Source organism: Streptomyces sp. AMJ-169 (assembly GCF_055597585.1).
The window spans coordinates 1-25,101 of record NZ_JBVLTJ010000022.1; the positions used below are offsets into that span (position 1 = coordinate 1).

25 protein-coding genes are annotated in these 25,101 nt (G+C 71.9%); 16 read left to right on the forward strand and 9 right to left on the reverse strand.

The features are described from left to right. Positions 1-304 precede the first annotated feature (304 nt). Complete coding sequence (locus ACYUD3_RS35400) at positions 305-865, reverse strand: MarR family winged helix-turn-helix transcriptional regulator (RefSeq protein ID WP_470979530.1); 561 nt, start codon at positions 863-865, stop codon at positions 305-307. Between the two features lie 142 nt (positions 866-1,007). On the opposite strand from ACYUD3_RS35400, the gene ACYUD3_RS35405 reads away from it, so the two are divergent. Further along, positions 1,008-2,282 carry an MFS transporter gene (locus ACYUD3_RS35405; RefSeq protein ID WP_470979533.1) on the forward strand — a complete coding sequence of 425 codons (1,275 nt, stop codon included), beginning with the start codon at positions 1,008-1,010 and terminating at the stop codon, positions 2,280-2,282. An 85-nt stretch (positions 2,283-2,367) separates the two neighbouring features. Here ACYUD3_RS35405 and ACYUD3_RS35410 read toward each other — a convergent pair whose 3' ends face one another. After that, the gene (locus ACYUD3_RS35410) at positions 2,368-4,017 is read right to left on the reverse strand and encodes an ATP-binding SpoIIE family protein phosphatase (RefSeq protein ID WP_470979535.1); all 1,650 of its coding nucleotides are present in this window, start codon (positions 4,015-4,017) and stop codon (positions 2,368-2,370) included. 231 nt (positions 4,018-4,248) lie between these two features. After that, the gene (locus ACYUD3_RS35415) at positions 4,249-5,640 is read right to left on the reverse strand and encodes an NAD(P)/FAD-dependent oxidoreductase (protein ID WP_470979537.1); all 1,392 of its coding nucleotides are present in this window, start codon (positions 5,638-5,640) and stop codon (positions 4,249-4,251) included. 379 nt (positions 5,641-6,019) lie between these two features. Here ACYUD3_RS35415 and ACYUD3_RS35420 point away from each other — a divergent pair, with 379 nt between their 5' ends. From ACYUD3_RS35420 to ACYUD3_RS35430, 3 genes are all read left to right on the forward strand, one after another. After that, entirely contained in the window at positions 6,020-6,787 is a 768-nt protein-coding gene (locus ACYUD3_RS35420) for a TetR/AcrR family transcriptional regulator (RefSeq protein WP_470979540.1), read from the forward strand. 324 nt (positions 6,788-7,111) lie between these two features. Then, positions 7,112-9,028, forward strand: coding sequence for a sigma-70 family RNA polymerase sigma factor (locus tag ACYUD3_RS35425; RefSeq protein WP_470979543.1), 1,917 nt, complete (start codon positions 7,112-7,114; stop codon positions 9,026-9,028). Positions 9,029-9,040: 12 nt separating this feature from the next. Next, complete coding sequence (locus ACYUD3_RS35430; protein ID WP_470979545.1) at positions 9,041-9,343, forward strand: DUF6087 family protein; 303 nt, start codon at positions 9,041-9,043, stop codon at positions 9,341-9,343. A gap of 39 nt (positions 9,344-9,382) precedes the next feature. Here ACYUD3_RS35430 and ACYUD3_RS35435 read toward each other — a convergent pair whose 3' ends face one another. After that, positions 9,383-9,688: a GNAT family N-acetyltransferase gene (locus ACYUD3_RS35435; RefSeq protein WP_470979548.1), complete on the reverse strand. Its 306-nt coding sequence runs from the start codon at positions 9,686-9,688 to the stop codon at positions 9,383-9,385. A gap of 741 nt (positions 9,689-10,429) precedes the next feature. Here ACYUD3_RS35435 and ACYUD3_RS35440 point away from each other — a divergent pair. From ACYUD3_RS35440 to ACYUD3_RS35470, 7 genes are all read left to right on the forward strand, one after another. After that, the gene (locus ACYUD3_RS35440) at positions 10,430-10,696 is read left to right on the forward strand and encodes a hypothetical protein (RefSeq protein ID WP_470979551.1); all 267 of its coding nucleotides are present in this window, start codon (positions 10,430-10,432) and stop codon (positions 10,694-10,696) included. Continuing rightward, positions 10,677-11,195 carry a DUF6879 family protein gene (locus ACYUD3_RS35445; RefSeq protein WP_470979553.1) on the forward strand — a complete coding sequence of 173 codons (519 nt, stop codon included), beginning with the start codon at positions 10,677-10,679 and terminating at the stop codon, positions 11,193-11,195. The genes ACYUD3_RS35440 and ACYUD3_RS35445 overlap by 20 nt, the downstream gene beginning before the upstream one ends. A 12-nt stretch (positions 11,196-11,207) precedes the next feature. Beyond that, the gene (locus ACYUD3_RS35450; protein ID WP_470979555.1) at positions 11,208-12,056 is read left to right on the forward strand and encodes a helix-turn-helix domain-containing protein; all 849 of its coding nucleotides are present in this window, start codon (positions 11,208-11,210) and stop codon (positions 12,054-12,056) included. Between the two features lie 100 nt (positions 12,057-12,156). Next, entirely contained in the window at positions 12,157-13,299 is a 1,143-nt protein-coding gene (gene amcB / locus ACYUD3_RS35455; RefSeq protein WP_470979558.1) for a cyclophane-forming radical SAM peptide maturase AmcB, read from the forward strand. Continuing rightward, positions 13,296-13,475 (forward strand): multiple cyclophane-containing RiPP AmcA, encoded by a 180-nt coding sequence (amcA, locus tag ACYUD3_RS35460; protein ID WP_470979561.1) that lies wholly within the window; start codon positions 13,296-13,298, stop codon positions 13,473-13,475. Before amcB ends, amcA begins: the two co-directional genes overlap by 4 nt. A 36-nt stretch (positions 13,476-13,511) precedes the next feature. Further along, positions 13,512-14,192, forward strand: a complete 681-nt coding sequence (locus tag ACYUD3_RS35465) for a pentapeptide repeat-containing protein (RefSeq protein WP_470979564.1) — start codon at positions 13,512-13,514, stop codon at positions 14,190-14,192. 17 nt (positions 14,193-14,209) lie between these two features. Beyond that, a complete protein-coding gene (locus ACYUD3_RS35470) occupies positions 14,210-14,932 on the forward strand; it encodes a hypothetical protein (protein ID WP_470979565.1) in 723 nt (240 codons plus the stop codon). 87 nt (positions 14,933-15,019) lie between these two features. Here ACYUD3_RS35470 and ACYUD3_RS35475 read toward each other — a convergent pair whose 3' ends face one another. Further along, positions 15,020-15,247: a DUF397 domain-containing protein gene (locus ACYUD3_RS35475; RefSeq protein WP_470979568.1), complete on the reverse strand. Its 228-nt coding sequence runs from the start codon at positions 15,245-15,247 to the stop codon at positions 15,020-15,022. A gap of 6 nt (positions 15,248-15,253) precedes the next feature. Further along, positions 15,254-16,105 (reverse strand): helix-turn-helix domain-containing protein, encoded by an 852-nt coding sequence (locus tag ACYUD3_RS35480; protein ID WP_470979571.1) that lies wholly within the window; start codon positions 16,103-16,105, stop codon positions 15,254-15,256. Positions 16,106-16,292: 187 nt separating this feature from the next. On the opposite strand from ACYUD3_RS35480, the gene ACYUD3_RS35485 reads away from it, so the two are divergent. Continuing rightward, entirely contained in the window at positions 16,293-16,694 is a 402-nt protein-coding gene (locus tag ACYUD3_RS35485) for an ATP-binding protein (protein ID WP_470979574.1), read from the forward strand. Next, a complete protein-coding gene (locus tag ACYUD3_RS35490) occupies positions 16,691-17,023 on the forward strand; it encodes a hypothetical protein (protein WP_470979577.1) in 333 nt (110 codons plus the stop codon). The genes ACYUD3_RS35485 and ACYUD3_RS35490 overlap by 4 nt, the downstream gene beginning before the upstream one ends. A gap of 91 nt (positions 17,024-17,114) precedes the next feature. Here ACYUD3_RS35490 and ACYUD3_RS35495 read toward each other — a convergent pair whose 3' ends face one another. From ACYUD3_RS35495 to ACYUD3_RS35505, 3 genes are all read right to left on the reverse strand, one after another. Further along, positions 17,115-17,435, reverse strand: coding sequence for a hypothetical protein (locus ACYUD3_RS35495; RefSeq protein WP_470979580.1), 321 nt, complete (start codon positions 17,433-17,435; stop codon positions 17,115-17,117). A 186-nt stretch (positions 17,436-17,621) separates the two neighbouring features. After that, positions 17,622-18,062: a protein kilB gene (locus ACYUD3_RS35500; RefSeq protein WP_470979582.1), complete on the reverse strand. Its 441-nt coding sequence runs from the start codon at positions 18,060-18,062 to the stop codon at positions 17,622-17,624. 91 nt (positions 18,063-18,153) lie between these two features. Next, the gene (locus ACYUD3_RS35505; RefSeq protein WP_470979585.1) at positions 18,154-20,262 is read right to left on the reverse strand and encodes an asparagine synthase-related protein; all 2,109 of its coding nucleotides are present in this window, start codon (positions 20,260-20,262) and stop codon (positions 18,154-18,156) included. Between the two features lie 705 nt (positions 20,263-20,967). Between ACYUD3_RS35505 and ACYUD3_RS35510 the strand changes: the two genes are divergently transcribed. From ACYUD3_RS35510 to trmB, 3 genes are all read left to right on the forward strand, one after another. After that, the gene (locus ACYUD3_RS35510; RefSeq protein WP_470979588.1) at positions 20,968-22,392 is read left to right on the forward strand and encodes an MFS transporter; all 1,425 of its coding nucleotides are present in this window, start codon (positions 20,968-20,970) and stop codon (positions 22,390-22,392) included. A gap of 88 nt (positions 22,393-22,480) precedes the next feature. Continuing rightward, on the forward strand, positions 22,481-23,701 hold the full coding sequence (gene lhgO / locus ACYUD3_RS35515; RefSeq protein WP_470979745.1) for an L-2-hydroxyglutarate oxidase: 1,221 nt from the start codon (positions 22,481-22,483) through the stop codon (positions 23,699-23,701). A 535-nt stretch (positions 23,702-24,236) separates the two neighbouring features. Continuing rightward, positions 24,237-25,034, forward strand: coding sequence for a tRNA (guanosine(46)-N7)-methyltransferase TrmB (trmB, locus tag ACYUD3_RS35520; RefSeq protein ID WP_470979591.1), 798 nt, complete (start codon positions 24,237-24,239; stop codon positions 25,032-25,034). Positions 25,035-25,101: the final 67 nt, after the last annotated feature.

The window sequence follows — 25,101 nt, forward strand, 5'->3', positions numbered from 1 at the left end:
TCAGATCCTTTCGGCGTCTGATTCCCAGTCAGCGGGTTTGTCTTCCTGGCCCGTTGGGCCGTTCCGACGTCTCAAACCTTAGCGGATCCGCTCGGTGATTCCCAAATCGGGGGCCGAGTCCCTATCGAATTGAATTCGAGCATGCGGACATGCCGAATTCAGCTCCGTCAGGAGTGATCGTGCTGATGTGTGAGTGCCGCTCGCGCGGCGGGAGTGCTACCGGAGAACCGTTACGGCCCCGTGGCAACTCGAAGAACCTTACGGATCGGCCAGATCCCTGTCAAGCCGCTCCTGTCAAGATCTTTTAGTCAAGATCGCTGAGACGGCCGCCGGCATCCGGCTGAGCGTGCTCCACCCGGCGTAGCAGCCGCGTCAGCACCGCGCCCAGGGACGTCCGCTCCTGCGCCGTGAGGTCCTGGAGCAGGTCCTCCTCGAAGACCGACGCGAGCCGCATCGCCTCCAGCCACTTCTCGCGGCCCTCGGGGGTCAGCTCGACGATGACGCGGACGCGGTTGGACTCGTCGCGCTCCCGGGTGACGTACCCCTCCGTGACCATGCGGTCGATGCGGTGGGTCATCGCGGCCGGGGTGAGGCCGAGGCGCTTGGCGAGTTCGCCGGGGCCCAGCTGGTAGGGGGCGCCGGAGAGGACGAGGGCCTTGAGGACCTCCCACTCGGCGTTGGAGATGCCGAGGGCGGCGGTCTGGCGGCCGTACGCGACGTTCATGCGGCGGTTGAGGCGGGAGAGGGCCGCGACGATCTGCTCGACCTGGGGGTCCAGGTCCCGGAACTCTCGCTGGTAGGCGGCGATCTGCTCGTCGAGCGTCGGCTCGCCGCCGGGGGCTGGGGTGCCGGGGGTGTCGGCCATGGCCGTCAGTATGGCACGCCCTCGTTCGCGTTTAACTTCTTCGACGTGTAGCGTTTAGCTTCGAAATTTATCTTCGAAGTCTTCTGTTCTAAGTGCTGGACCGCACAACCAGTGGGCGGCACAACTACCTAGAGAGGTGAACGTGACCAGGGCGAAGGGCGCCGCGATGCGCCGGATTCACGTGGGCAACGCACTCAGCGCGTTCGGGCTCGGCTTCACCGTCCCCTATCTGTACGTCTACGTGGCGCAGGTGCGGGGGCTCGGTGCGGTGACGGCGGGGCTGGTGCTCGCCGTGTTCGCGGTGGCCGCGCTGATCGTGCTGCCGTTCGCCGGCCGGGCGATCGTGCGGCGCGGCCCGCTTCCGGTGCTGCTCGCCGCCCTGGTCGCCGCCGCCGTGGGAGCGTTCGGGCTCGGGGTCGCGGGGAACGCGAGCGCGGTGCTGGCCGCCGCCGTCGTCCTCGGCGCGGGGCAGGCCGTGATGCAGCCGGCGCTGGCGACGATGATCGTGGACTGCTCGACGTCCGAGACCCGGTCGCGCGCCTTCGCCATGCAGTTCTTCCTCCAGAACCTCGCGCTCGGCGTGGGCGGGCTGATCGGCGGGCATCTGGTCGACACCTCGAAGGCCTCCTCCTTCACGCTGCTGTTCTCGATCGAGGCGGCGATGTTCCTGCTGCTGGCCGTGGTCATGACGACGGTCCGGGTGCCGCACGCCCCGCAGGTCGGGGCCGCGCCCTCCGGCCGGGGCAGCTGGAAGCAGCTGGCCGGCAACCGGGCGATGGTGCAGCTGTGCGTGCTCGGTTTCGTGCTGTTCTTCGCCTGCTACGGGCAGTTCGAGTCGGGGCTGAGCGCGTACGGCGTGGAGGCGGCCGGGATCTCGCCGTCGACGCTGGGCTCGGCGCTGGCGGCGAACACCGCGATGATCGTCGTGGCGCAGTTCGCGGTGCTGCGGTTCGTGGAGCGGCGGCGGCGGTCGCGGGTGATCGCGGCCGTGGGGCTGATCTGGGCCGTGGCCTGGGGTGTCGCCGGGTACGCCGGGCTCGGGCACGCGAGTCAGGCGATGGCGACGGCGGCGTTCGTGTCGACGTACGCGCTGTTCGGGCTGGGGGAGGCGATGTTGTCGCCGACGGTCGCGCCGCTGGTCGCGGATCTGGCGCCGAGCGGGCTGGCCGGGCAGTACAACTCGGCTTTCGCGCTGGTGAAGCAGCTGGCGCTGGCGGTCGGTCCGGCGGTGGGCGGGCCGATGGGGGCCGCGCTGCACGCGCCGTACATCGTGACGTTCTTCGTGTTCTCGCTGGGGATCACGTGGCTGGCGTTGCGGATGGGGCGGGAGTTGTCGGTGGTGCAGGATCAGCCGTGGGTGGCGCGGCAGCGGGTGGTGGCCCGGGGTGGGGTCGCCGCCGAGCCGGCGCAGGTCTGAGGGCCGGGGCGGAAGCAAGGGGGCCGTCCCGTACGGGATGGCCCCCTTCTCATATATCTACGGGTCCCAGGGGGCCCAAGTGTCGCTAGTTCACCGGTAGTTCGAACTCGCACCAGACGGCCTTGCCGCCGCCGGGGGTGCGGCGGCAGCCCCAGCTGGTGGCGATGGTGGCGACGATGGCGATGCCCCGGCCGGACTCGTCGGCGGGTTCGGCCTGGCGGCGGCGCGGGAGGTGGTCGTCTCCGTCGGTGACCTCGATGATCAGGCGGCGGTCGGTGCGGCGCAGGCGCAGGCGCATCGGGGGTGTGCCGTGCTGGAGGGAGTTGGCGACCAGTTCGCTGGCCGCGAGGACCCCGTGGTCGTGGAGGTCCGGGGGGAAGCGCCAGCTGGTGAGGACGCCGGACGCGAACGCCCGCGCGCGCGGGGCCGCTTCGACGCCGCCGAGGAGTTCCAGGGCCGCGTTGCGGAAGAGCTCGCTCTCGGGGCCGCTGCGGCTGGGGTGCTGGAGGACGAGGACGGCGACGTCGTCGTCGTGATCGGCTGTCACGCCCGCCGAGCGGACCAGGCGGTCGCAGATGACCTGGGGGGTGCCGGTGGCGCCGGCGAGGGCCTGTTCGAGGGCGGCGATGCCCTCGTCGAGGTCGGCGTCGCGGCGTTCGACCAGGCCGTCGGTGTAGAGGACGGCCGTGGAGCCGGGGCTCAGGGCGATGGAGGTGGAGGCGTGCATCCAGCCGCCGGTGCCGAGCGGGGGGCCGGTGGGTTCGGGGGCGCGCTGGACCTGCCCGCTCTCGTCGCGCACGAGGATCGGGAGGTGGCCGGCGGAGGCGTAGACGAGGCGGCCCTCGTTGGGGTCGTGGACGGCGTAGACGCAGGTGGCGATCTGGTTGGGGTCGATCTCGGCGGCGAGGCCGTCGAGGAGCTGGAGCACCTCGTGCGGCGGGAGGTCGAGGCGGGCGTACGCGCGGACGGCGGTGCGCAGCTGGCCCATGACGGCGGCGGCGCGCACGCCCCGGCCCATGACGTCGCCGATGACGAGGGCGGTCCGGCCGCCGCCGAGGGTGATGACGTCGTACCAGTCGCCGCCGACGGCCGCTTCGGTGCCGCCGGGGTGGTAGACGGCGGAGATGCGCAGGTCGTCGGGTTGTTCGAGGTCTTGCGGGAGGAGGGAGCGCTGGAGGGTGACGGCGGTCTCGCGCTGGCGGCGCTCGCTGGTGCGCAGCCGTTCGGCGGCCTCGGCGTGGTCGGTGACGTCGGTGGCGAAGATGAGGACGGCGTCTTTCTCGCCCTCCTCCTCGGTGACCGGGGTGCAGGTGAAGGTGTAGGAGCGGCCGTCGGGGGCCTTGCGGGACTTCAGCGTGCGGGGTTTTCCGCTGCGCAGGGCCTGGTCGAGGAGGGGGAGGAGGCCGAGTTCGTCGAGTTCGGGGAGGGCGACGGCGGCGGGTTCGCCGGGCGGGCGGGCGCCGAAGGCCTGGGCGTAGGCGTCGTTGACGTAGGCGAGGCGGTGGTCCGGGCCGTGGACGAGGGCGACCAGGGCGGGGACGCGGTCGAGGACCTCCCGGACGGGGAGGGCGTCGACGGCCGGGGTCGGGGGCGGCTCGTCGGTGAGGGGTTCGGCGCGGGCAGCCGGGACGGAGCCTTCGCTCCGCCGGTCGGTGGTGGTGACCGGGTGCTCGGCCCGCGCGGCGGCGCGACGCTGCGTTCCGGGGAGCCGGGCGCTCCAGCGCGTGAAGTTCACGAATCCTTGCCTCGTGTAGTCGTCGGCCGGCTCCGGGGCGGCCGTACGCGGGGTGGCCGCGCCCTGTGCGGGGGCGGGCTCGGGGGCGGTGAAGGGGCTCGGGAGAGAAGAGGGGCTCGGGTGGGAGGGCGGTCGGGGGGTCGTCGGGCGGACAGTGTGGCAGTGCGGGCACCGGGGCCGGTATTCGTCAGACGCCGGGCGGTCGCGTGGAGTTCCTGGACGGTGTGAGGACTACCCCTTCGGGTTGTCTTCACCCCGGCGGGAACCTCCGGCGGGGTCGGGGGGTGGGTCGCCCGCCGCGCGTTCGAACTCCGCCCGGGGGTGTTCGAGGGAGCCCAGGGAGACGATCTCTCGGGTGAAGAGGCCGGAGAGGGTCCATTCCGCGAGGACGCGGGCCTTGCGGTTGAGGGTGGGGACGCGGCTGAAGTGGTAGGCGCGGTGGACGAGCCACGCCGGGTACCCCTTGAGCCGCCGCCCGTAGATGTGCGCGACGCCTTTGTGGAAGCCCAGGGTGGCGACCGAACCGGCGTACCGGTGGGCGTACGGCTTCAGCGGCTGTCCTTTGAGGGCGCGGGCGAGGTTGTCGCCGAGGACTCTCGCCTGGCGCAGGGCGTGCTGGGCGTTGGGCGCGGTGAGGGCGCCGGGGTCGGCGGAGGTCACGTCGGGGACGGCGGCGGCGTCACCGGCGGCCCACGCGCGCGTGGTGCCCCGGACCGTCAGTTCGGCGGTGCAGGGCAACCGTCCGGAGTCGGTGAGGGGGAGGTCGGTCGCGGCGAGCAGGGGGTGCGGGCGGACTCCGGCGGTCCAGACGATCGTCCGCGCGGGGTGGCGGGAGCCGTCGCTGAGGGCGGCGACGCGGTGGGCGCAGGACTCCAGGCGGGTGGAGAGGCGCACGTCGACGCCCCGGCGGCGCAGTTCGCTGACCGTGTAGCGGGCGAGTTCGGGGCCGACCTCGGGCAGGACGCGGTCGGCGGCCTCGACGAGGATCCACTTCATGTCGTCCGGGGTGACGTTGTGGTAGTACCGCGCGGCGTAGCGGGCCATGTCCTCCAGTTCGCCGAGGGCCTCGACGCCCGCGTAGCCGCCGCCGACGAACACGAAGGTGAGGGCGGCGGCGCGGACGGCGGGGTCTCGGGTGGAGGAGGCGATGTCCATCTGTTCGATGACGTGGTTGCGCAGCCGGATGGCCTCCTCGACGGACCGGAATCCGACGGCGTGCTCGGCGAGCCCGGGCACCGGCAGGATGCGCGCGACGGCGCCGGGGGCGAGGACGACCTGGTCGTACGACAGCTGCGCGGGGCCGGTGCCCTCGTCCTCGGTGGCGAGGGTGGTGAGGGTCGCGGTGCGCTTGGCGTGGGTGAGGGAGGTGACCTCGCCGACGAGGACGTGGCAGCGCGGCAGGACGCGGCGCAGGGGGACGACGACGTGGCGCGGGGAGAGCGAACCGGCCGCCGCCTCGGGGAGGAACGGCTGGTAGGTCATGTACGGATCGGGCGTGACGACGGTGATCTCGATGCCCCCACGCTGTAGTTCCCTTTTCAAGTTCCGCTGGAGGCGCAGTGCCGTGTACATCCCGACGTAGCCGCCGCCGACAACGAGAATGCGCGCACGTTCCTTCACCATCCCATGACGCACCCGGCGCCGGAGTTTGTCCACAGGCCCGGCAATTTGTGTGACTGGCGATCCGGTGTGCGGAAGGTTGGCCGGATCGGCGCCATATGTCTTGGGTGCGCAGGTCAGAGGGTGTGCGCCGGGGTGTTTCGGGGGGTACTCGGGGGGTGTGCGCGCCGCGTACTCCGATCGGGGGGCGGGCTGCGCGGAACGTGCCTCTTCTGAATTGACCGCCCCTCAACTATGTTCGTGTGACGACGGGGTGTAGCAGGCGATGGGCCGCCCGGACCCGACACGCCGGGACGGACCACCGCCTGAAGTTCCACGCGCCCCGGCATTCAATTGCGGGGAAAGTCTCCGGGGGGAGACGACATTTACCGGGGGATCATTCATGCACATTCAGGACTCTCAATGGTCGACGGCGACTGCCCTGACGGGCGGTGGCCTGATGAGCGCGGCGGCGGGCGGCGGGCGTGGGGACGCCTCGCGGACGACGCCGCTGCGCGTGGACGCACAGCGCAATCTGGAACACGTGCTGCGGGCGGCGCGGGAGGTGTTCGGCGAGCTGGGTTACGGCGCGCCGATGGAGGACGTCGCGCGCCGCGCGCGGGTCGGCGTCGGCACCGTCTACCGGCGCTTCCCCAGCAAGGACGTCCTGGTCCGGCGGATAGCCGAGGAGGAGACCTCCCGGCTCACCGACCAGGCGCGTACGGCCCTCGGTCAGGAGGAGGAGCCGTGGTCGGCCCTGTCCCGCTTCCTGCGCACGTCGGTCGCCTCCGGCGCCGGCCGGCTGCTGCCGCCGCAGGTGCTGCGGGTGGGGGTCGCGGAGGACGAGGAGCCGGCCGGGGACGAGGCGCGGGTGCCGCAGCAGCGGAGCCAGCCGGGCATCGGTGAGCTGCGGATCGTCCCGGAGGAGCCGGCGGTCTCGGTCGTCGACGACCCCGGGGCGGCGGCGCTGCTCGACGTCGTCGGGCAGCTCGTCGACCGGGCGCGGGCGGCCGGTGAGCTGCGGGCGGACGTGTCCGTGGCCGACGTCCTGCTGGTCATCGCGACGGCGGCGCCCTCGCTGCCGGATCCGGCGCAGCAGGCGGCGGCGTCGGCGCGGTTGCTGGACATCCTGCTGGAGGGGCTGCGGTCGCGGCCTTCTTCGGGGGTGTAGCGGCGGGTCACGGGGCTTTCGGCGCCGTCCGCCGGAGGTTTCGCGCACCGGTTCGCTGACCGGGGTCGCCTTCTGGGGTGACCCCGGGTTCCGGGTGAAGCCGGGGTCAGGTGTTCGGCCCCGGGGTGCCGTTCGGCGTTCACTCGCGGGCAACTGGACTGAGGGGGCCGTCAGTTGAGGCTTCCCCGGTCCCGGCGGCCGTAAAGGCAGGTCCCCACGGACGGGTGGAACGTCCCGTACGTGGGGGTCGGGCCGAAACTCGGTGTGGCACTCTGACCCGGTGTTCGGGACTGGACGGGCTGCTGGCGGCGAGGGCTTTCCGCGATGAGCGTTGACGGGCGGGACGGGTCACTGGGTGACGGTGACACGGAGGCGGGCGGGATGACCGCTCCGCAGGTGCCGAGTCAGGGCGGGCGGGGGGGTTCTGGTGCCTCCGGTTCCCCTGGTCTCTCCGGGTCCGGCGGCTCCGAGGGGTCCGGTGTCCCCGGCTCCGACGGCAGCGTCCCTCCTCAGCGCGAACCCCGGGACGACGGTGACGTGCTCCCTCCCCTGCGGGACGCCCCGCCCTCCGACGCCGATCTCATCGCGCGGATGCGGGCCGGGGAGGACTCGGCGTACGAGGAGCTGTACCGGCGGCACGCCGACGCCGTGCGCCGGTACGCGCGTACCTGCTGCCGGGACGGGCACACGGCCGACGATCTCACCGCCGAGGTGTTCGCGCGGATGCTCCAGGCCGTGCGGGGCGGGTCGGGGCCGGAGTACGCGGTCCGCGCGTATCTGCTGACCTCGGTGCGGCGGGTGGCCGCGCACTGGACGCAGTCGGCCAAGCGGGAGCAGCTCGTCGACGACTTCGCGGTGTTCGCGGCGCAGGCCGGCCGGTCGTCGTACGAGGTCGCCGACGACGACACCCTCGAACTCGGCGCCGACGTGCGCGCCATGCACGAGGCCGAGCGGTCCATGGCCATGCGGGCGTTCCGTTCGCTGCCCGAGCGGTGGCAGGCGGTGCTCTGGCACACCGAGGTCGAGGACGAGTCGCCCAGCCAGGTCGCCACGCTGTTCGGGCTCGACGCGAACGGCACGCGGGTGCTGGCGTCGCGGGCGCGCGAGGGGCTGAAGCAGGCGTACCTCCAGGCGCACGTCTCCGCGACGCTCACCTCCGACGAGGAGTGCTCGCGCTACGCCGACCAGCTCGGCACGTACGCCCGGCGGCGGCTGCGGACGCGGGCCGAGCGGGGGGTGCGCAAGCATCTGGAGGAGTGCGCGAAGTGCCGGCTGGCGGCTTTGCAGATCGAGGAGGTCGCCGGGGGGATTCCGGCGGTCGTGCCGCTGGCGGTCATCGGGTGGTTCGGGGCGGCGGGGTACGCCAAGGCCGCCGGGCTCATCGCCGGGGGTGTCGGGGTCGGGGCGGCCGGGGTCGGGGGGGCGGCGGCTGCGGCGAACGGGTCGTCCGGGGCCGGGGCGGCTTCCGAGGGGCTGGGGGCGCCGGCCAAGGCGGGGATCGCGGCCGGGGCCGTCGTCGCGGCTGCCGCCGCCGCGGTGTGGGCGCTGTCGGGGAACGGGACGCCGGCGAAGCCGCCGGTGGCTCGGCCGGCTTCTTCGGCGCCGGTGGTGCGGGAGGAACCTACGCCTACGCCTGCGCCGGGTGTGGAGGTGACGCCGAGTCCGAGTCCTACGCCGCCACCGTCGCCTTCGCCTTCGCCTTCGAAGAAGCCGGTGGTGGTGCCGCCGAGGCCGACGCCGAGTGTGGAGCCGACTCCGACCCCTTCGCCCACGCCCACCCCGTCCCCCTCACCCACCCCGGCGCCCGCCACCCCGTACCCCCTCGACGAGTTGGCCTTCAACATCAACGGTGACGGGACCGGGCCCGAGATCCGGTTCGGGGAGAGCGGCTGGGTCTGGCAGCGGGACGGCCTCTCCATCGCGGACCAGCGGTACGCGCGCGGGGTGACCGTACGCGGTTCCTCCTCGGTCACGATCGATCTGAACCGGACCTGTACGTCGTACGACGCGGTGGCCGGCATCGACGACACGACCCTCAAGCTCGGGCAGGTCTCCTTCTCGGTGTACGCGGACGGGGAGCGGGTCTGGCGGTCGGGGTGGGTGCGGGGCGGGGAGCCGGGGGTGCCGGTGCATGTGGATCTGCGGGGGCGGAGGACGGTACGGCTGGTCGTGGAGCCGTACGGGGATTTCGATGGGCTGGTGCTGGCGGATTGGGCGGAGTCGAAGTTCCTTTGTTCTTGAGGGGGTTGCGGGATGTGCGATGAGCCGTTGGAGGAGTGGGCCGAGCGGCGGGACGCGAAGGTCGGGCGGCTGCGGGCCGTGCCTGTCGTCCCCGGGGGCGGGCCGAAGGGAGCGCATGTGGCTCCCTCGGCGCCTCGGGTGATCGAGCGGTGGAACGGACATGCCTGGGAGGTGTACGGGTTCGCGGCGGATCTGGCCGCGGCCAAGGGGGTTCTGTTTCCGGCGGCACCGGAGCGTGCGGAAACTGCGCCTCCTCCGGGGCCGGGGCTCGGGCCGGGGAGAGGGAGGCATCGGAAGCCGCCAGGGGGTGGGTGAAGGACGGCTGTGGCGCAGAGCGCCCCCAAGGGGCTACACCTATGTGGTGTGGCTGAAGCCGAGAGAGATCAGGCATTCCGCCTGGCACAGCTTGTCGGAAGAACCGCCGGCCTCGGTCTGGAGAAGCTGGTAGGCGGCGCCGTGGGATTGGCCCCAGCACATCGCGGCCCGCCACAGAAGGCGGCCCAGCCCCTGCCCTCTCGACTCGGGCAGGACTGCGAAGTACTGGGGCATGAGCCGGGGACGGCCGATCGCGTCGGGGCGTACTTCCATGGGACCGATCGCGCCGACGACACGGTTCTCCACGGCGGCGGCCAGTACCGGGCCGCACTCGCCGGCCCGCATCCGGGTATGGAGGAAGCCAGGCCGTCAGCGGCCAGCGCCGTGGCGAACGGGGCGAAGGTCTCTCGCGTGGCGGTCGGCCACTCGGTCACGGGGCGGACAGGGCTGCCAGGGTCAGGGCACGGGTCGGTGGTGAAATCCTTCAGCTGGATACGGGTACCAGCGGCCTGGGCGCGCTTCTCGGCAGTGAGCCGTACCGTGGCACACAGTCAGCGGTCGATCTCCGCGAGCGCATCCACGAGGTGACCCGTCAGCCCGCTCTCGCCGGCGACCCCATGGAGCCACGATGACTGCGCAGCCCGAGCGGGACCTTTTGGTCACCGACCGCGCTCTCCTCGCCACCAAGGCGTACGGCACGGGGCGGCATCTGGCCGTGCTGCCCATGGACATCTCCCCCGGCATTCTCGGCCACCTCGGCGGGGCCGTCGTCGCGGAGTACGGGAGCTCGGGCGGGTGCTCGCGTACGACGGCCTCGCGGTCGTCTCCACCAACAGCCGCACCGACAAGCGGGAGTCGGAGGATCTCTGGCGGGCCGCCGCCAGTGATGTGCTGGGTGTCGAGGAGGGGCCGGCCCGGGAGACGGTTGTGCGGGCTGAGGGGGTGTTCCGGGTGAGCTGCTCGGGGGGAATCCTTGTCCGCGGTGAGCCCTGTAACCGATCAGATTCCGCGCGCTCTTGACGCTCCGTCACCTCGTGCGCGAGGCTCATGCGAACTTGTGCGACCGGCTCGGTGGAGGTGGGCACGATGGCTCTGAAGTTCCTCGGGATCTGGCCGAACACCCCGGACGACGGGTCACCCACGATCTGGCTGGACGACACCACGGGCGATCTGATCATCCAGTCCTGGAAGGCCGACGAGGCGACCGTCCGCGCGGCGCAAGCGGTCGGGTCGGTGCCAGGTCACTCGACGGACGTCCCGGAGCACGAGACCGTGATCCGGCTGCCCGCCGGCATGCTGCGGTTCATCCCCCGTCCGGACAGTGAGGCCGAGCATGGCAACAGCGGTACGTGAAGCCCTCGCCAAGGCGCGGAGCTCGGCGGTGCATCTGGAGATGCGGGACGGCTACATGCGGGACGACCCCGCGTTCGTCCGCTGGCAGCAGGGGTATCGGTACGACCCGGCCGACCGTGGGTCGTGGTGGCGGCCGTGGCTGGATGTGGTCGCCGAGGCGACCGGCCGGGGTGTGGCCATGCGGCGGCTCCGGGTGGTCTCCGAGCCGCTGAGCGATTACGTGCGGTACGAGTACGACGGGACGTTCACGAATGTCGCGGCCGGTGAGGAGGTCCGCTGGCTGCCCCGGGCCAGGACACGTGACCTCCTCCTGCCGGCGCTGGACGGCTGGGTCATGGACGAGGAGACGGTGATCCTGCATCACTTCGACGGGGACGGCCGGTGGACGGGTCCGGGGATGGAGGTCTGTCATGACCCGGAGCTGGCCGCGCGGTACGTGCGGGCGTACGAAGCAGCCTGGGCACAGGCCGTTCCGCACGCGGAGTACCGGCCCGGCTGACGAGCTCTCGTCATGGCTGACTCTCCGTCGTCCAGTGCCCAGCAGGCACGGCAGGCCCTCGCGGTACGGCTCGCGGATCTCTGCCGGGACGCCGGACTGTCGGGGGCGGAGCTCGCCGAGCGCTGCGGATGGAGCCGGTCCAAGTCCTCCCGGATCATGAACGCCCGCACTCCGCCGTCCGCCGACGACATCCGGGCGTGGTGCCGGGCGTGCGGGGCGGAGGACAGGGTGGCGGATCTCGTCGCGTCGCTGCGTACGGCCGAAGGCATGTGGGTGAGCTGGCGGCGCATGGAACGGGCCGGGCTGCGGCAGGCGCAGGAGGCACGGCTGCCGCTGTACCGGCGGACCCGGCGCTTCCGGTCGTACTCCTCCTGGCTCGTGCCCGGCATGATCCAGACACGGCCGTACACGGCGGCGGTGCTGCGCGCGATCCAGCGGCGGCGGGGGGTCGTGGACGACGTGGCCGCGGCGGTGGCGGCCCGTATGGAGCGGCAGCGGGTGCTGTACGAGGGGGAGCGGCGGTTCGCGTTCCTCGTCGAGGAGTCGGTGATCCGCTCCGGGACCGGTGGCCCCGAGGTCATGGCCGAGCAGCTCGGCCGGCTGATCGCCGTGGCCGCGCGGCCCAACGTCAGTCTGGGGGTCGTACCGCTGCGGCCGGACCGGGACCGCTGGCCGGTGGAAGGGTTCTGGATCTACGACGCGGCGCAGGTGAACGTCGAGCTGGTCTCCGGGTACCTCACGATCACGCAGCCGAGCGAAGTGGCCATGTACGCCGATACCTTCGCGGAACTGGCGGAGCTCGCCGTCTACGGGACGAAGGCGCGGGCGCTGATCGGTGACGCGCTGGACCGGCTGCGGTAGTCGGTGTGCAACCTCGTGCAATCTCCTGGGAGTTGAGCGGTCGCTCTCCGTAGCGTGGCGGGCGGGGACCCGCTCGGTGAGGGAGAGGATCGCGACGCGTATGCGCGCCTTCGACTGGAGTGCTTGCTACGACAGATGGTTCGCGGCCCCGCGGACGGTGGTCGTCCAGCCCACGACCTGGTGCAATCTCGACTGCCGCTACTGCTACCTGCCCTCGCGGAAGCGGAAGGACCAGATGCGTCCGGAGGTGGCCGCCGCACTGGCGGCATCGGTCGCCGGGCTCGTCGCCGACGACGGCCCGCCTATCGGGATCGTCTGGCACGGCGGGGAGCCGCTCGCCGTCGGCCCGCAGAAGTTCACGACGCTGCTCACCCCCTTCGAGGAATTGCGCCGCTCGGGCCTCGTCCACCACTATGTGCAGACCAACGCCACTCTTCTCAGCGACACCTGGTGCACGTTGCTGACGTCGTACGGCATCCGGGTGGGGGTGAGCGTCGACGGCCCGGCCGTCACGGGCACCGACCGCGTCGACCTGCGCGGCAAGTCCGCCGCCGACCGGATTCTGCGTGGTATCCGGCGCTTACGCGAACACGGCGTCCCGTTCTCCGTGATCTCCGTCGTCACCGCCGATTCCGTCACCCGGCCGGAAAAGCTGCTGGAGTTCCTGACGGAGCTGGGCTGCCACTCGGCCGGTCTCAACTTCGAGGAGACCGAGGGCGCCAATCTCCACCGGCGGGGCCCCACTGCGGAGCAGGCCGAGGAGTTCTGGCGCCGTGTCCTCGTCCGCGCCCGCTCCACCGGCCCGAGGATCCGGGAGTTGGAGCGGCTCGCCGAGTACTTGCACCTGATCCGTACCGGCCGGCACGCCGAATGGGACGGACGACGCCTCGACCCGATCCCCACCGTCTCCGTCACCGGCGACGTGGTGCTGCTCTCCCCGGAGCTCGCGGACACCGCCGACCCGGCCTACGACGACTTCCGCGCCGGCAACATCCTCGACCGCCCGCTGGCCGAGATCCTGTCCGGGGCGCACCGGCTCCGCTACGTCCGCGACTTCCTCACCGGCCTGGAGAACTGCCGGGCCGAGTGCGCGTTCTTCGACTTCTGCCGGGGCGCGCAGGCCGCCAACCGGTACTTCGAGAACGGCAGCCTGAAGTCGACGGAGACCACCTATTGCCGGGTCTCCCGACAGGCCCTGGTCAGGGCCCTGTCCACCCTCGCGACCAAGGAGAAGGCGGTATGACCCTCCTCGACCGGCTGGCCCTGTCCGACGCGCCCGCCGTGATGGACTTGATCTCCGCTCACATCACCTCCACGCCGGCGGCATGGGACAACCGGCCGACCTGGGACAACTGGCAGAAGAGCCCTTCCCCCTTCGACAACCGGCCCACATGGGACAACTGGAGCAAGAAGAACTGAGCCCGGCCGTCCCCACCTCGCTGGAAGGCATCCCCCATGGGAACCCGCACGATCCGCCGTACGAGCGTCACCCTGCCCTCGCTGGAGGAGCTGTACCTGTCCCGCGTGACCTCACTCGAAGGCGGCCGTGGCCGGGTCTCGGAGTTCCGCTACGCCGACGGGGACCTGCGCGACCTGGATCTGGCCGACACGCATCTCATCGACGGCCGCGTCACCGGACTCCGCGCCGCGCGCACCCGCCTGGAGAAACTCCGCGTCGACTCGGTGGAGTTCACCAGTTGCGACCTGTCCTCCCCGCACTGGTCCGACAGCAAAGTCACCCGCACGGTCTTCCGTGACTGCAAGCTGATGGGCGCCGTCCTGGAGGACATCGCCTTCGACGACGTCCTGTTCGAGAACTGCAAGCTCGACTACGGCACCTTCGCCCGCGTCCGGACCACCGGCCCCGTGCTCTTCTCCCGTTGCTCGCTCCGGGAGACCGTGTTCGATACAGCCGACCTGAGCAGAGCGGCGTTCGACGGCTGCGATCTGCGGCTGACCGAGTTCTCCGGGGGCAGGTACCGGGGGCTGGATCTGCGGGGCAATGATCTGTCCGGGCTGCGAGGGCTCGGCGCGCTGAGGCAAGTGGTCGTCGACCGGGGGCAGTTGCCGCAACTGGCCGAGGCGCTCGCGGCCGAGCTGGACGTCGCCTACGGCGAGGACCTCGCCGGCAAGTAGCCATCCGGGAGCCCGGCATGAGTCCACAACGGTCGTTCCGGACGCTCGACGACGTACGCGGCCGGTGCGCCGTCGCGAGAGTCCGGCAGACCGCCGACGAGCCTGGCTACGACGACGGAGCGCTGGTCCCCGACGGCGGCTGGGCGCCCCTCACCGACGCCGGGCGGTTCTGCGCCGACGGCGGCCTGATCGAACTCGTACGCCGTCCGCTTCCGGAGTTCGCCCCGGACGACCTGGTGGGCCGCCTCGAAGCCGCCGCCCGCCTCGCCCCGGCGGGCACTCCCCTCCTCGGCTGCGTGGTCAGCCCCGGCGGCCGGCCCACCACCACCGAGGACTCCGGCACCGGCCGCCGCATCGGACTGCACGTCGACAACTTCGACCGCCTGCCGTACGCCGCACGGCACCGGGGCCGCCGACGCCTGTGCCTCAACTTCGGCCCCGGCCCGCGTTACTTGCTCATCGGAGAGCGGGACGTCCAGGAGATCTGCCGTGCGGTGTACGCCGGGGTGGAGTTGGAGCGGCGGTATCCCCACACCGACGACATACGCCGGTACGTCGCTGAGGGGCACCCGTTGCGTTGCCTGCGGGTCCGTCTGGAACCCGGTGAGGGGTATGTCGCGCCGACCGAGCTGCTGCCGCACGACGGCTCCACCGAGGGGATCGGTGAGCCGTCGGTGGCCGCCTTCTGGCTGGGAGGGAGCTCGGGTGAACTCCGTTCAGGGGGTGGGGAGTTCGCCTGACTTCACGGCGGTGAGGAAGGGGGTCCAGGCGGTGGGGGTGTGGAGGAGGAGGGGGACTCCGTCGGCGACCTCCAGGCAATTGCCGGCTTACCCGCTGTAGGTGCTCTTGCGCCACGCGGCGCCTTCCACGAACGCCGTCCAGGCGGCGGGGCTGAAGAGGAGGTGGCTGCCGGCCGGGCTCTTGCTGTCGCGGACGGGCAGGGCACCGGGGACTCCGTCGGCGATCTCCAGGCAGTCGCCGAGTTGGTTGCTGTAACTGCTCTTGCGCCAAGTCACGGTCTCAAGACCAAGGGTGTTCATGTAGCGCTGATCCATGTGCTGTTACATCTCCTGCCGTGCCCGAGCGATCCTGTCCAGGCTGTCTTCCTGGCCCAAAGCGGCTGATCTGAGCGTATCGAAGACGAGTGTGTAATCCGCCGTCTCTTCAGGGGCATCCAGATGGAGCATCCCTGTGCGGTGCTCGATGCACACGACGTCCGGGAACAACTGCCCGGGGAACGTGAAGAGAACGAACGGCGTGCCCAGCGCTCCATACGCGCCCGCCCGGTCAGGGACGACCTGGATCTGAACCGATGGGTGCTCGGCCATCGTCTCCAGGTGTTCCAGTTGCTTGCGCATGGCCGTACGGCCGCCCACCTCGACCCGGAGGGCCGCCTCGCCCAGGATCACGCACAGCCTCGGAGGATTGGGGCGCTCCAGGATTTCCTGGCGCTTCATGCGCGCCTCGACCATCACCTCCAGCTCATCCGGTTTCCACACGGCCGGAGAGGCGGCGAAGATCGCCCGCGTGTACTCGGGTGTCTGCAACAGACCGGCGATCACGGTGCTTTGGAACGACCGGATGTAGCCGGCCGTCTGCTCATAGTCGATGAAGTCCGCGTACGTCGGCCGCGAGAACCCCACGCGCTGCACCCAGCCCGGCTCTTTGCCGCGCCGCGCGAGCGCCACCACCTCCTCGACCCGGGCTGGGTCTTCGACGCCGTAGAACCTCAACAGGTCCCGCAACTCCCCCAGTGAGATGCCCAGTCGGGCGTTCTCGATGCGGTTGATCTTTGTTCGGTGGCAGCCGATGCGTTCCGCCGCCTCGTCGGGGGTCTTCCCCGCCCGCTCCCGGAACTCGACCAGCAACACAGCGAGCCGGCGCCGTCGAACAGTCGGGCGCGTTCCAGCCATGCGTACCCCCTCCATACATGGGTTGTCGGCAGAACAGTAGCGGCTCCAGGGGAACTTGGAACAAGTTCCAAGGGATCGGTTGCGCACTCGACTTCGTGCAGGGCACTCTAAATCCGGCTACTCACCGCACATCACAAGGTGCGAACGAGTCACCTTGACGTTCCGTCATCCACCCCCGGAGCCACCCATGCCCCCACAAACCCTCGCCCTCCAATACCCCCGCCACCGCCGCAGCGTCCCCCGCGCCCGCACTGCCCTCCACCACCAACTCGTCCGCTGGCGCATCTGCGGTGAACTCGCCGACACCGCAGAGCTGTTGCTCTCCGAGCTCGCCACCAACGCCATCCACGCCAAAGCCCTCCCGGGCCGGGAGATCCGCGTCGAGTTCGAGCTGACCGAAAACGAACTGCGGCTCGAAGTCGCGGACGCGGGCGACGAGTTGCCCGAGTTGAGGCATGCGGGGGCGGACGAGGAGCACGGGCGGGGGCTCGTGCTGGTGGAGGCGCTGGCCGAGAGGTGGGGGGTCAAGGCGCGGGACGGGGTGGGGAAGGTCGTGTGGGCGGTGCTCAACCTCAAGGAGGGGCGGTGAGGTTCGGGTTACGCCGGCTGCTGCTGCGGCTGCTCGTACGGGTGTTGCCTGCTGGAGCGACGCGACACGCCCTTGGGGACTGGCGTTTGGCGGCGCGGCCGATCCGCCGCGCCCCGCACGCCGTCGACCTCGCCTCCATCGACGGCGCCGAATCCCCGCTCGTACGGCCGTACTTGGACCGTCCCCGCCCCGAACCTCCCTACGCGTCCGTCTCCTGCGCCGTCGACACCCACGCCCACTGCCAAGACGCCCGCCCCCGCGAGTCCGGCGTCCCCGGCGTCCACTTCCTCATCTGCACCTGCCACTGCCACCACCTGAAGCCACCTTGAAGAACCTCCTCACGCTCGCCCTGATCGCCTTATGGGCGGCCACCGTTCTGACGTTCGCCGCGGCGGTCGTACGGCCCTGAAGGGGCGGTGGTCAGGCGCGGGGGACGGGGGGCTCGGTGATGGCCTCGCGGAGGGCGCGGGCCAGTTGCTCGGGGGGTGGCCAGTCGCCGGACCCGGAGCGGAAGCGGTCGGTCAGGGCGTCGTCGTTCTGTTCGTCCAGGAGGGTGTGGCAGGGGGCGCAGAAGTAGGCGCGGTGGGGGAGGGCGAAGGGGGTGGGTGGGGGGACGGGGGTCAGGCGGCAGGTCCATTGCACGTCCGTGTGCCCGCAGATCAGGCAGGTCTGGTCACGCCAAGTGATCGTGGGGGGTGGCTGGTTGGGGGTGGGGGTGTAGGAGGCTCGGTATTCGGTCATGCCGGTCCTTGGGGGGGGTGAGGTGGGTGGCGGCAGGGCGTCAAAGCCGGGGCCGAGGTCGAGGCCAGCTGTGAGGGTCGCGGCGGATGCACCCCGTCAAGGGCACCCTGTCCAGCCGTACCCCGTCCAGGCGTACCCCGTCCGACCAGACCTCGTTCAGGCTCATCCCGCCCGGCAACTCCCCCCTCACGCCAACACCCTCCCCGCCGCCGCGACCAGCTCATCCGTCGCCGTGATCGCCGCCGCCCGCCGCTCGGCCAGCGTCCCCGTGTCCGGGACGTCCCGTAGTTCCACCGCCGCCATCACCGCACGGCGGGCCGCCGGTGCGAGCGTCGGTTCCAGGACCGAGACCGAGACGAGCGGGGCCGTCAGTGCCGAACGGGTCGCCTGGGAGACCGACCTCGCCGCCGACTGGGCCTCCTCGTCGGCGCCCGTCAGCCGCAGGTCCTCCCGGTGCCACAGCGCCCGCCGGTGATCGCCGAGCGCCGCCACCAACTCCCCCAACGCCACCCGCAACGACTCCGCCCGCCGCTCCGCCCGCGCCGCCTTCTCACCACGCTGCTGGAGCAGGCCCGCCAGAAGGCCGCCCAGGAGAGTTCCGGCTACGGCTATGACGCTGGACCACATCGAGTCTCCTCAAAGGCTGAGCAACGGCAACGGACGTACAGCTCAACCCAGTTTCAGGCCGACGCCGCTCAAACCCCGTACCCCCACCCCCTCACCCCCCCGAAGACAACGCCCCCCTACGCGGCGCGATCCCCGCCGGCACCGCCCGCGCCCTCGCCGGCGTCCCCGTCCAGCACGTCCCCCTCCTCCCCAGCAACCTCCGCAACCACAACTCCAACGCCACCAGATCCGCGATCCCGTCCAACGGCAGCGGCTCGCCGGAAGCCGCCCCCCGTACCGCCTTCCGCACCACCCTCGCCTCCACCAAACCCGCCTCGGCGAGCAGCGGCGTCTCGAACAGGGACAGGACGCTGGAGGTCGCGACGCGCAGCCCCGCGCGGGCCGTCCGCGTCGCCGAGCCCGGTGTGGGAGTGCCCCAGCCGGGCGGAAGGTCCGCCACCCCGGACGCCTTCAGCACCTTCCGCAGAATCACCGCCCGCGCCCCCGGCAGCACCCGGAGCGTCTCGGGCAGCGCACGGCAAGCCCGCACCACCTGGTTGTCCAAAAAAGGTGCATGCAGGCGCTGGAAGCGGATCTCGGAGGCCTGCTCCAACACACGGTGATCAGCTGAATATCGTGCAAGTGCCGCCCGCGCGCGGTAATCACCGGGCCGCTGCCCAGGCCCGGCGGCCACCCCCACGCGCGCGGACTGAAGCCGGACGGACACCTCGGCCAGCGCCTCCCCGGTCAGCCAGCGGGCGGCGGGCCCGGGAGCCGCCCAGGTCAGCGCGGCGAGGGAGGCTCCTACGGCGCCCCCGGTGTCGTCGAAACGGCGGGACAGCAGGCGGTCGGCCAGGGCTTCGACGCCTGCGCCATAGGGCGTGCGGGACAGCCGCCGGGCGGCGCCGTACACGCGCGCGGGGACGAGCACCGAGCCGTCCGCGCGGGTGAGCGCGGCGACGGGGCGCACCAAGTGGCGCCGCTTGCGGTCCATCAACAGGTCGGCCAGGCGCGCCGGGTGGGCGTCGAGGACCTGCCGCGCCCCGTGCCCCGTGAAGTGGTCTGCGCTGCCCGCTGCGAGCCTCGCACGGTGGCGGGCGGCCGAGACCAGGCCGGCGGCGGGTTCGTCCGTCAGAGGGCCGTCCAGGTCCGCGTAGGGCAGGAGGTCCTCGGCGCCGGTCACCACGACGTGGTGGAGGCGGGGGTTGGCGGCCAGCTCGCCGGCCCGCTCCAGCTCCTCCGTGAAGCCGCCCGCCGCAAGGTCGTTGAAGGTCACCGCCAGCAGCCGCTCGCCCGCGCCGGTGCCGTGGCCCAGGACCGTACCGGGCATCCCGGGCAGGCCCGCCGCGAGCAGGGCCAGGGTTCCGGACGCCGGGCCGCCCGACAGGTCCGCGCCGATCCCGGGGACCGGCATCCCGCGCGCGGCACGACGTTCCGCCGGGCCCATCCCGGGGACGGGACCGGGGTCGATGTCGGCGCCGGGGACGTGCCGGGGCGCGGACAGGCGCGCGCGTACGGCCTCGACCAGCGCGTCCCGTACGCCTTCCACGGCCAGTTCGGGGTCCGTCGGGACGGCGGCGACGGCCAGGGACGCCACCGGCTCGTAGCCCGCCACCTCACGCGCGCCCGCGCGCAGGATGAGCGCGTGCCCGGGAGGGATCCGGCGCACGCCGTCGTAGGGGGTGGAGTCCAGGAGGGCGGCCGGTACGTCGGGGGCCGCCAGCAGGGCCGCCAGGTGGCCGAAGTCGAGGTTGGACTCGGCGAGGTCGGCCAGGGGGAGCGCGGCGGTCGCGTACGCCGTGCCGCCGGCCCAGGGGGTGTGGAACACCGGGCGCGCGCCCGCGAGATCGCCGCACACCGTGATGCGCCGGTCGACCTGGACGATCGCCGTGTAACTGCCCGGCCAGGCCGTCAGATGCCGCAGAGCGCCGCCGCGCGCGGCCAGCAGGCCGGTCCTCAGCTGCTCGTCGGAGGCGCCGCAGAGACCGAGTACGGCGATCCGGGTGCGCTCGTCCGCGCGGACCACGCGGACCTCGTCGGGGCGCCAGTCGCCGACCGCCCAGAGCGGGTCGGGGTCACCCCACAGGAGCTGCGAGCCGACCGGCTGGACGACCTCGCCGTCGAGCCCCACGGCGCCGCCGCCGTCGTAGCCGCTGTACGGGTCGTGGTAGCCGGCGGCCGATCTCGCGGCGGCGCTGCTCCAACCCACCAACCACCGCATCGACGCCTCCACGGGCTGTGGACAACCGGTGCACCTTACGAACCGGATCCCCATGCTGCCACGAAGAACGCGCGCGTGACGGACGACAGTTGCCGGCGAACCTCCAGGACCCGCACCCCCGGGCCGCTCGGCCGGCCGCCCGCGCGCGCCCCCGCTCCCCGTCGTTAATGCGCCCCCTGTACGCTCCCCCCGGACGCCCCGCGCGCCCTTGATTTCCATGGTCGGAGGCGTGATCACCCGGCGGGACACAGGGGTGATTTTCGGCCAAATACCGGACGGACGGCCTTCGTCGAAGCGGCCGGCGATCTCGCCGCGCACACGCTCCGTACACGAACCGCGCCTCCCCGCGCCCTCGTGCGGCCCGGGAGGCGGAGCCCGCCCCCCGGACCGTTCCGCCGCCCGCGGGGATGAAGGCGGCGGTGTCCCCCAGCCCACTGGTCCAGTACAGCGGGCCGACCCACGCAACGGCCATCGAACTCCCCCCGCGATGGCCGGAGAAGAGCGCACATGCAGGCGCACGGCCACACAGCGGGAGCACATCGCGACGGTCCGTACCGAATCCCGTACTTCCGTACGGACCACAATCCCGCCAACCGGAACAATGCCCCTTAACGCTTGGGATGCGGCGAACTACGCTGGGTTTACGAATGCCGCGTGGTTATGCCAAAGCCAGTACGGCAGCCGTCTGTGTCGAGGGGTGGCGCAATGTCCAGGGAGCAACGCGGGCCGAACGAGAAGCTCGGCGCCGTTCTCGCCCTCGCGGGGATCAGCAACGCGGGTCTCGCGCGGCGCGTCAACGACCTAGGTGCACAACGGGGTTTGACCCTGCGCTACGACAAGACGTCGGTGGCGCGGTGGGTGTCGAAGGGCATGGTGCCCCAGGGCGCCGCGCCCCACCTCATCGCCGCCGCCATCGGCCAGAAGCTCGGCCGGCCGGTGCCGCTGCACGAGATCGGTCTCGCCGACGCCGACCCGGCGCCCGAGGTGGGCCTCGCCTTCCCCCGGGACGTCGCCCAGGCGGTGCGCTCCGCGACCGAGCTGTACCGGCTCGACCTCGCGGGCCGCAGGGCCGGTTCCGGCGGCATCTGGCAGTCCCTCGCGGGGTCGTTCGCCGTCAGCGCGTACGCGACCCCCGCGTCCCGCTGGCTCATAACCCCGGCCGACAGCTCGGTCGCGCGCGAGCCACACGCCGCGGACGGGTCCGGCGCCCCGGTCAAGGTCGGCCACAGCGACGTCCGCAAACTCCGGGAGGCCGCCGAGGACGCCCGCCGCTGGGACTCCAAGTACGGCGGCGGCGACTGGCGTTCGTCCATGGTCCCCGAGTGCCTGCGGGTGGAGGCCGCGCCGCTGCTGCTCGGCTGCTACTCCGACGAGGTCGGGCGGGCCCTGTTCGGCGCGAGCGCCGAACTCACGCGCCTGGCCGGGTGGATGGCCTTCGACACCGGCCAGCAGGAGGCCGCCCAGCGGTACTACATCCAGGCCCTGCGCCTCGCCCGCGCGGCGGCCGACGTCCCCCTGGGGGGCTACGTCCTGGCCTCCATGTCCCTCCAGGCCACCTACCGGGGCTTCGGCGACGAGGGCGTCGACCTCGCGCAGGCCGCCCTGGAACGCAACCGGGGGCTCGCCACCGCGCGCACGATGAGCTTCTTCCGGCTCGTCGAAGCGCGGGCCCACGCGCGCGCGGGAGACGCCCACGCGGCCGGCGCCGCCCTGCGCGCCGCCGAAGGCTGGCTGGAGCGCGCCCGCGACGGCGACAGCGACCCCTCCTGGCTCGGCTTCTACACCTACGACCGCTTCGCCGCCGACGCCGCCGAGTGCTACCGCGACCTCAAGGCCCCCCGCCAGGTCCGCCGCTTCACCGAGCACGCCCTCTCCAAGCCGACCGAGGAGTACGTCCGCTCGCACGGCCTGCGGCTCGTCGTCTCCGCCGTCGCCGAGCTGGAGTCGGGCAACCTCGACGCCGCCTGCGAACAGGGCGTACGGGCCGTGGAGGTCGCCGGGCGGATCTCCTCGGCGCGGACCACCGAGTACGTCAAGGACCTCCTGCACCGGCTGGAGCCGTACGGCGACGAACCGAGGGTGGTGGAGCTGCGCGAGCGGGCCCGGCCGCTGCTGATGACGCCCGCGTGAGCCGCGCCGCCGCCTCCTGCGCGAAGCCGTAGCCGGAACGCTGGTTTGAAGGCGTTGTCAGTGGCGCAGTGCACTATCGGAGGTGGAGGTGGTGCTCGTGCCGGGTGGGATCGCTTACGACTGTGACGTGCTCGTCGTCGGCGGAGGGATCGTCGGGCTGTCCACGGCGTACGCGATCGGCCGTGCCGCGCCCGGCACCCGCGTGTGCGTCCTGGAGAAGGAGTCCGGCGCGGCCCGGCATCAGACCGGCCGCAACAGCGGGGTGATCCACAGCGGGATCTACTACCGCCCCGGCTCCCTCAAAGCGCGCTACGCCGTCTCCGGCGCCGCCGAGATGGTCGAGTTCTGCGCGGAACACGACATTCCGCACGCCGTCACCGGCAAGCTGATCGTCGCCACCGACCGCGCGGAACTCCCCCGCCTGCACGCCCTCGTCCAGCGCGGCCGGGAGAACGGCATCCCCGTCCGCGAGCTGGGCGGCGCCCAGATCCAGGAGTACGAGCCGGAGGTACGCGGTCTCGCCGCGATCCACGTCGGCTCGACCGGCATCTGCGACTACGCGGAGGTCGCCCGCCGGCTCGCGGAGCTGTCCGGCGCGGAGATCCGGTACGACGCCCAGGTCGTCCAGATCGACCGGCGCGCCGGAGTGGGGGTCGCCGTCCGCACGGCGCGCGGGGACGTCGTACGCGGGCGCGTGCTCGTCAACTGCGCCGGGCTGTACTGCGATGTCGTCGCCCGGATGACCGGGGACGAGCCCGGGGTGCGGATCGTGCCGTTCCGGGGGGAGTACTACTCGCTGACGCGGGACGATCTCGTGCGGGGGCTGGTGTATCCCGTTCCCGATCCCGCGTTCCCGTTCCTCGGGGTGCATCTCACGCGGGGGATCGACGGGGGTGTCCATGTCGGCCCCAACGCCGTTCCCGCGCTCGCCCGCGAGGGGTACGGCTGGGGGGTCGTCCGTCCCCGTGAGGTCGCCTCGACGCTGTCCTGGCCCGGTACCTGGCGGATGGCCCGGCATCACTGGCTCTACGGCGCCGGCGAGATCCGGCGGTCGCTGTCCAAGGGGGCGTTCGTGTCGGCGGTGCGGAAGATGCTGCCCGGGGTGGAGGAGGGGGATCTGGAGCGGGCCGGGTCCGGGGTGCGGGCGCAGGCGGTGCTGGCGGATGGGGGGCTGGTGGATGACTTTCTGATCCGGGAGGGGGAGCGGGCGGTGCATGTATTGAACGCGCCTTCGCCTGCGGCTACGGCTTCGTTGCCGATTGGGAGGGAGATCGGGCGGAGGGTGTTGAAGGTGCTGGGGGGTAGTTGATGGGGGGCCGATGTGGGGGGTGGCTGATGTGGTCTGGAGGGTACGGCTGCGTCGTGGCTGGTCGCGCAGTTCCCCGCGCCCCTAAAAAGACGCCGGCTGAGCCGGGGAGTCCAGATAGGCGGAACCGCGCATCGAACAGCCCCGCGCGCCTAAAAGACGTCGCCCACGCGGCGGAGCCACATATCGATACAGCCCCGCGCCCCTTAGGTACGTCGGCTGAGCCGGGGAGTCGATGCGCAGCCGCACATCGGTACGACCCCGCGCCCCTAAAAGACGACGGCCGCGCGCCGGGGAGTCTGGCGAGGCGGAGCCGCATATCGATACAGCTCCGCGCCCCTAAAAGACTTCGGCTGGGCGCCGCGGATTCCAGCGCGGCGGAGTCGCACGTCGATACAGCCCCGCGCCGGGGAGTCCATGCGCGGCCTGCCTTCGAGGAGGGTGCGCGCAGCGAGTCGGCGGCGCCTTCGGCGGAGTGAGCGCAGGAGCCGGCGGCGGCCGAAGGCCGTGATGGTGGGCGCGTAAAATTGGCTCCACTGTGTCTGATAATCCTCGCCCCAGTGCCACCGCCCACCCCGCCCACCCCGTTCGTCCCAAGGGTGCCCCCCGGTTCCCCGACGGGCCGCAGGCCGATCCCGCCGGATCGCATTTTGAGCGGCGGATTCGGAGTTTTCAGCCTCGGCGGAGTCGGGTGACTGCCGGGCAGGCGGAGGCGTTGCAGCGGTTGTGGGGGCGGTGGGGGATCGATATCGATGGGCGGGATGTTGATCTGAGCATCCTGTTCGGGAACTCGGCTCCTGTCGTGCTGGAGATCGGGTTCGGGATGGGGGAGGCGACCGCCGCCATGGCTGCCGCCGATCCCGGTACGAACGTCCTCGCCGTCGATGTGCACACCCCTGGGCAGGGGAACCTGCTCAACCTCGCCGAGCAGCTCGGGCTCGAGAACGTCCGGGTCGCCAACGGGGACGCGATCATCCTGCTGCGGGAGATGCTGACGGCGGACTCGCTGGACGGGCTGCGCGTGTACTTCCCCGACCCCTGGCCCAAGAAGCGGCACCACAAGCGGCGGCTCATCCAGCCCGCGTTCCTGGATCTCGCCGCGACCCGGCTGCGACCGGGGGCGCTGGTGCACTGCGCGACGGACTGGGAGCCGTACGCGGAACAGATGCTCGAAGTCCTCGACGGGCACCCGGAGTTCGAGAACACCGAGACCGGCGGGGGGTTCGCGGCCCGGCCCGAGTTCCGGCCGCTGACCAGGTTCGAGGGGCAGGGCATAGAGAAGGGTCACGTCGTGAACGACCTGCTCTTCCGGCGGGTCCCGCGTACGACGGGCTGACCGGCGGCGCCCTGTCCTCATCGGCAGGCGCCGCATCGTCGAATCCAGCAGGCGCCGCAGCTTCGAG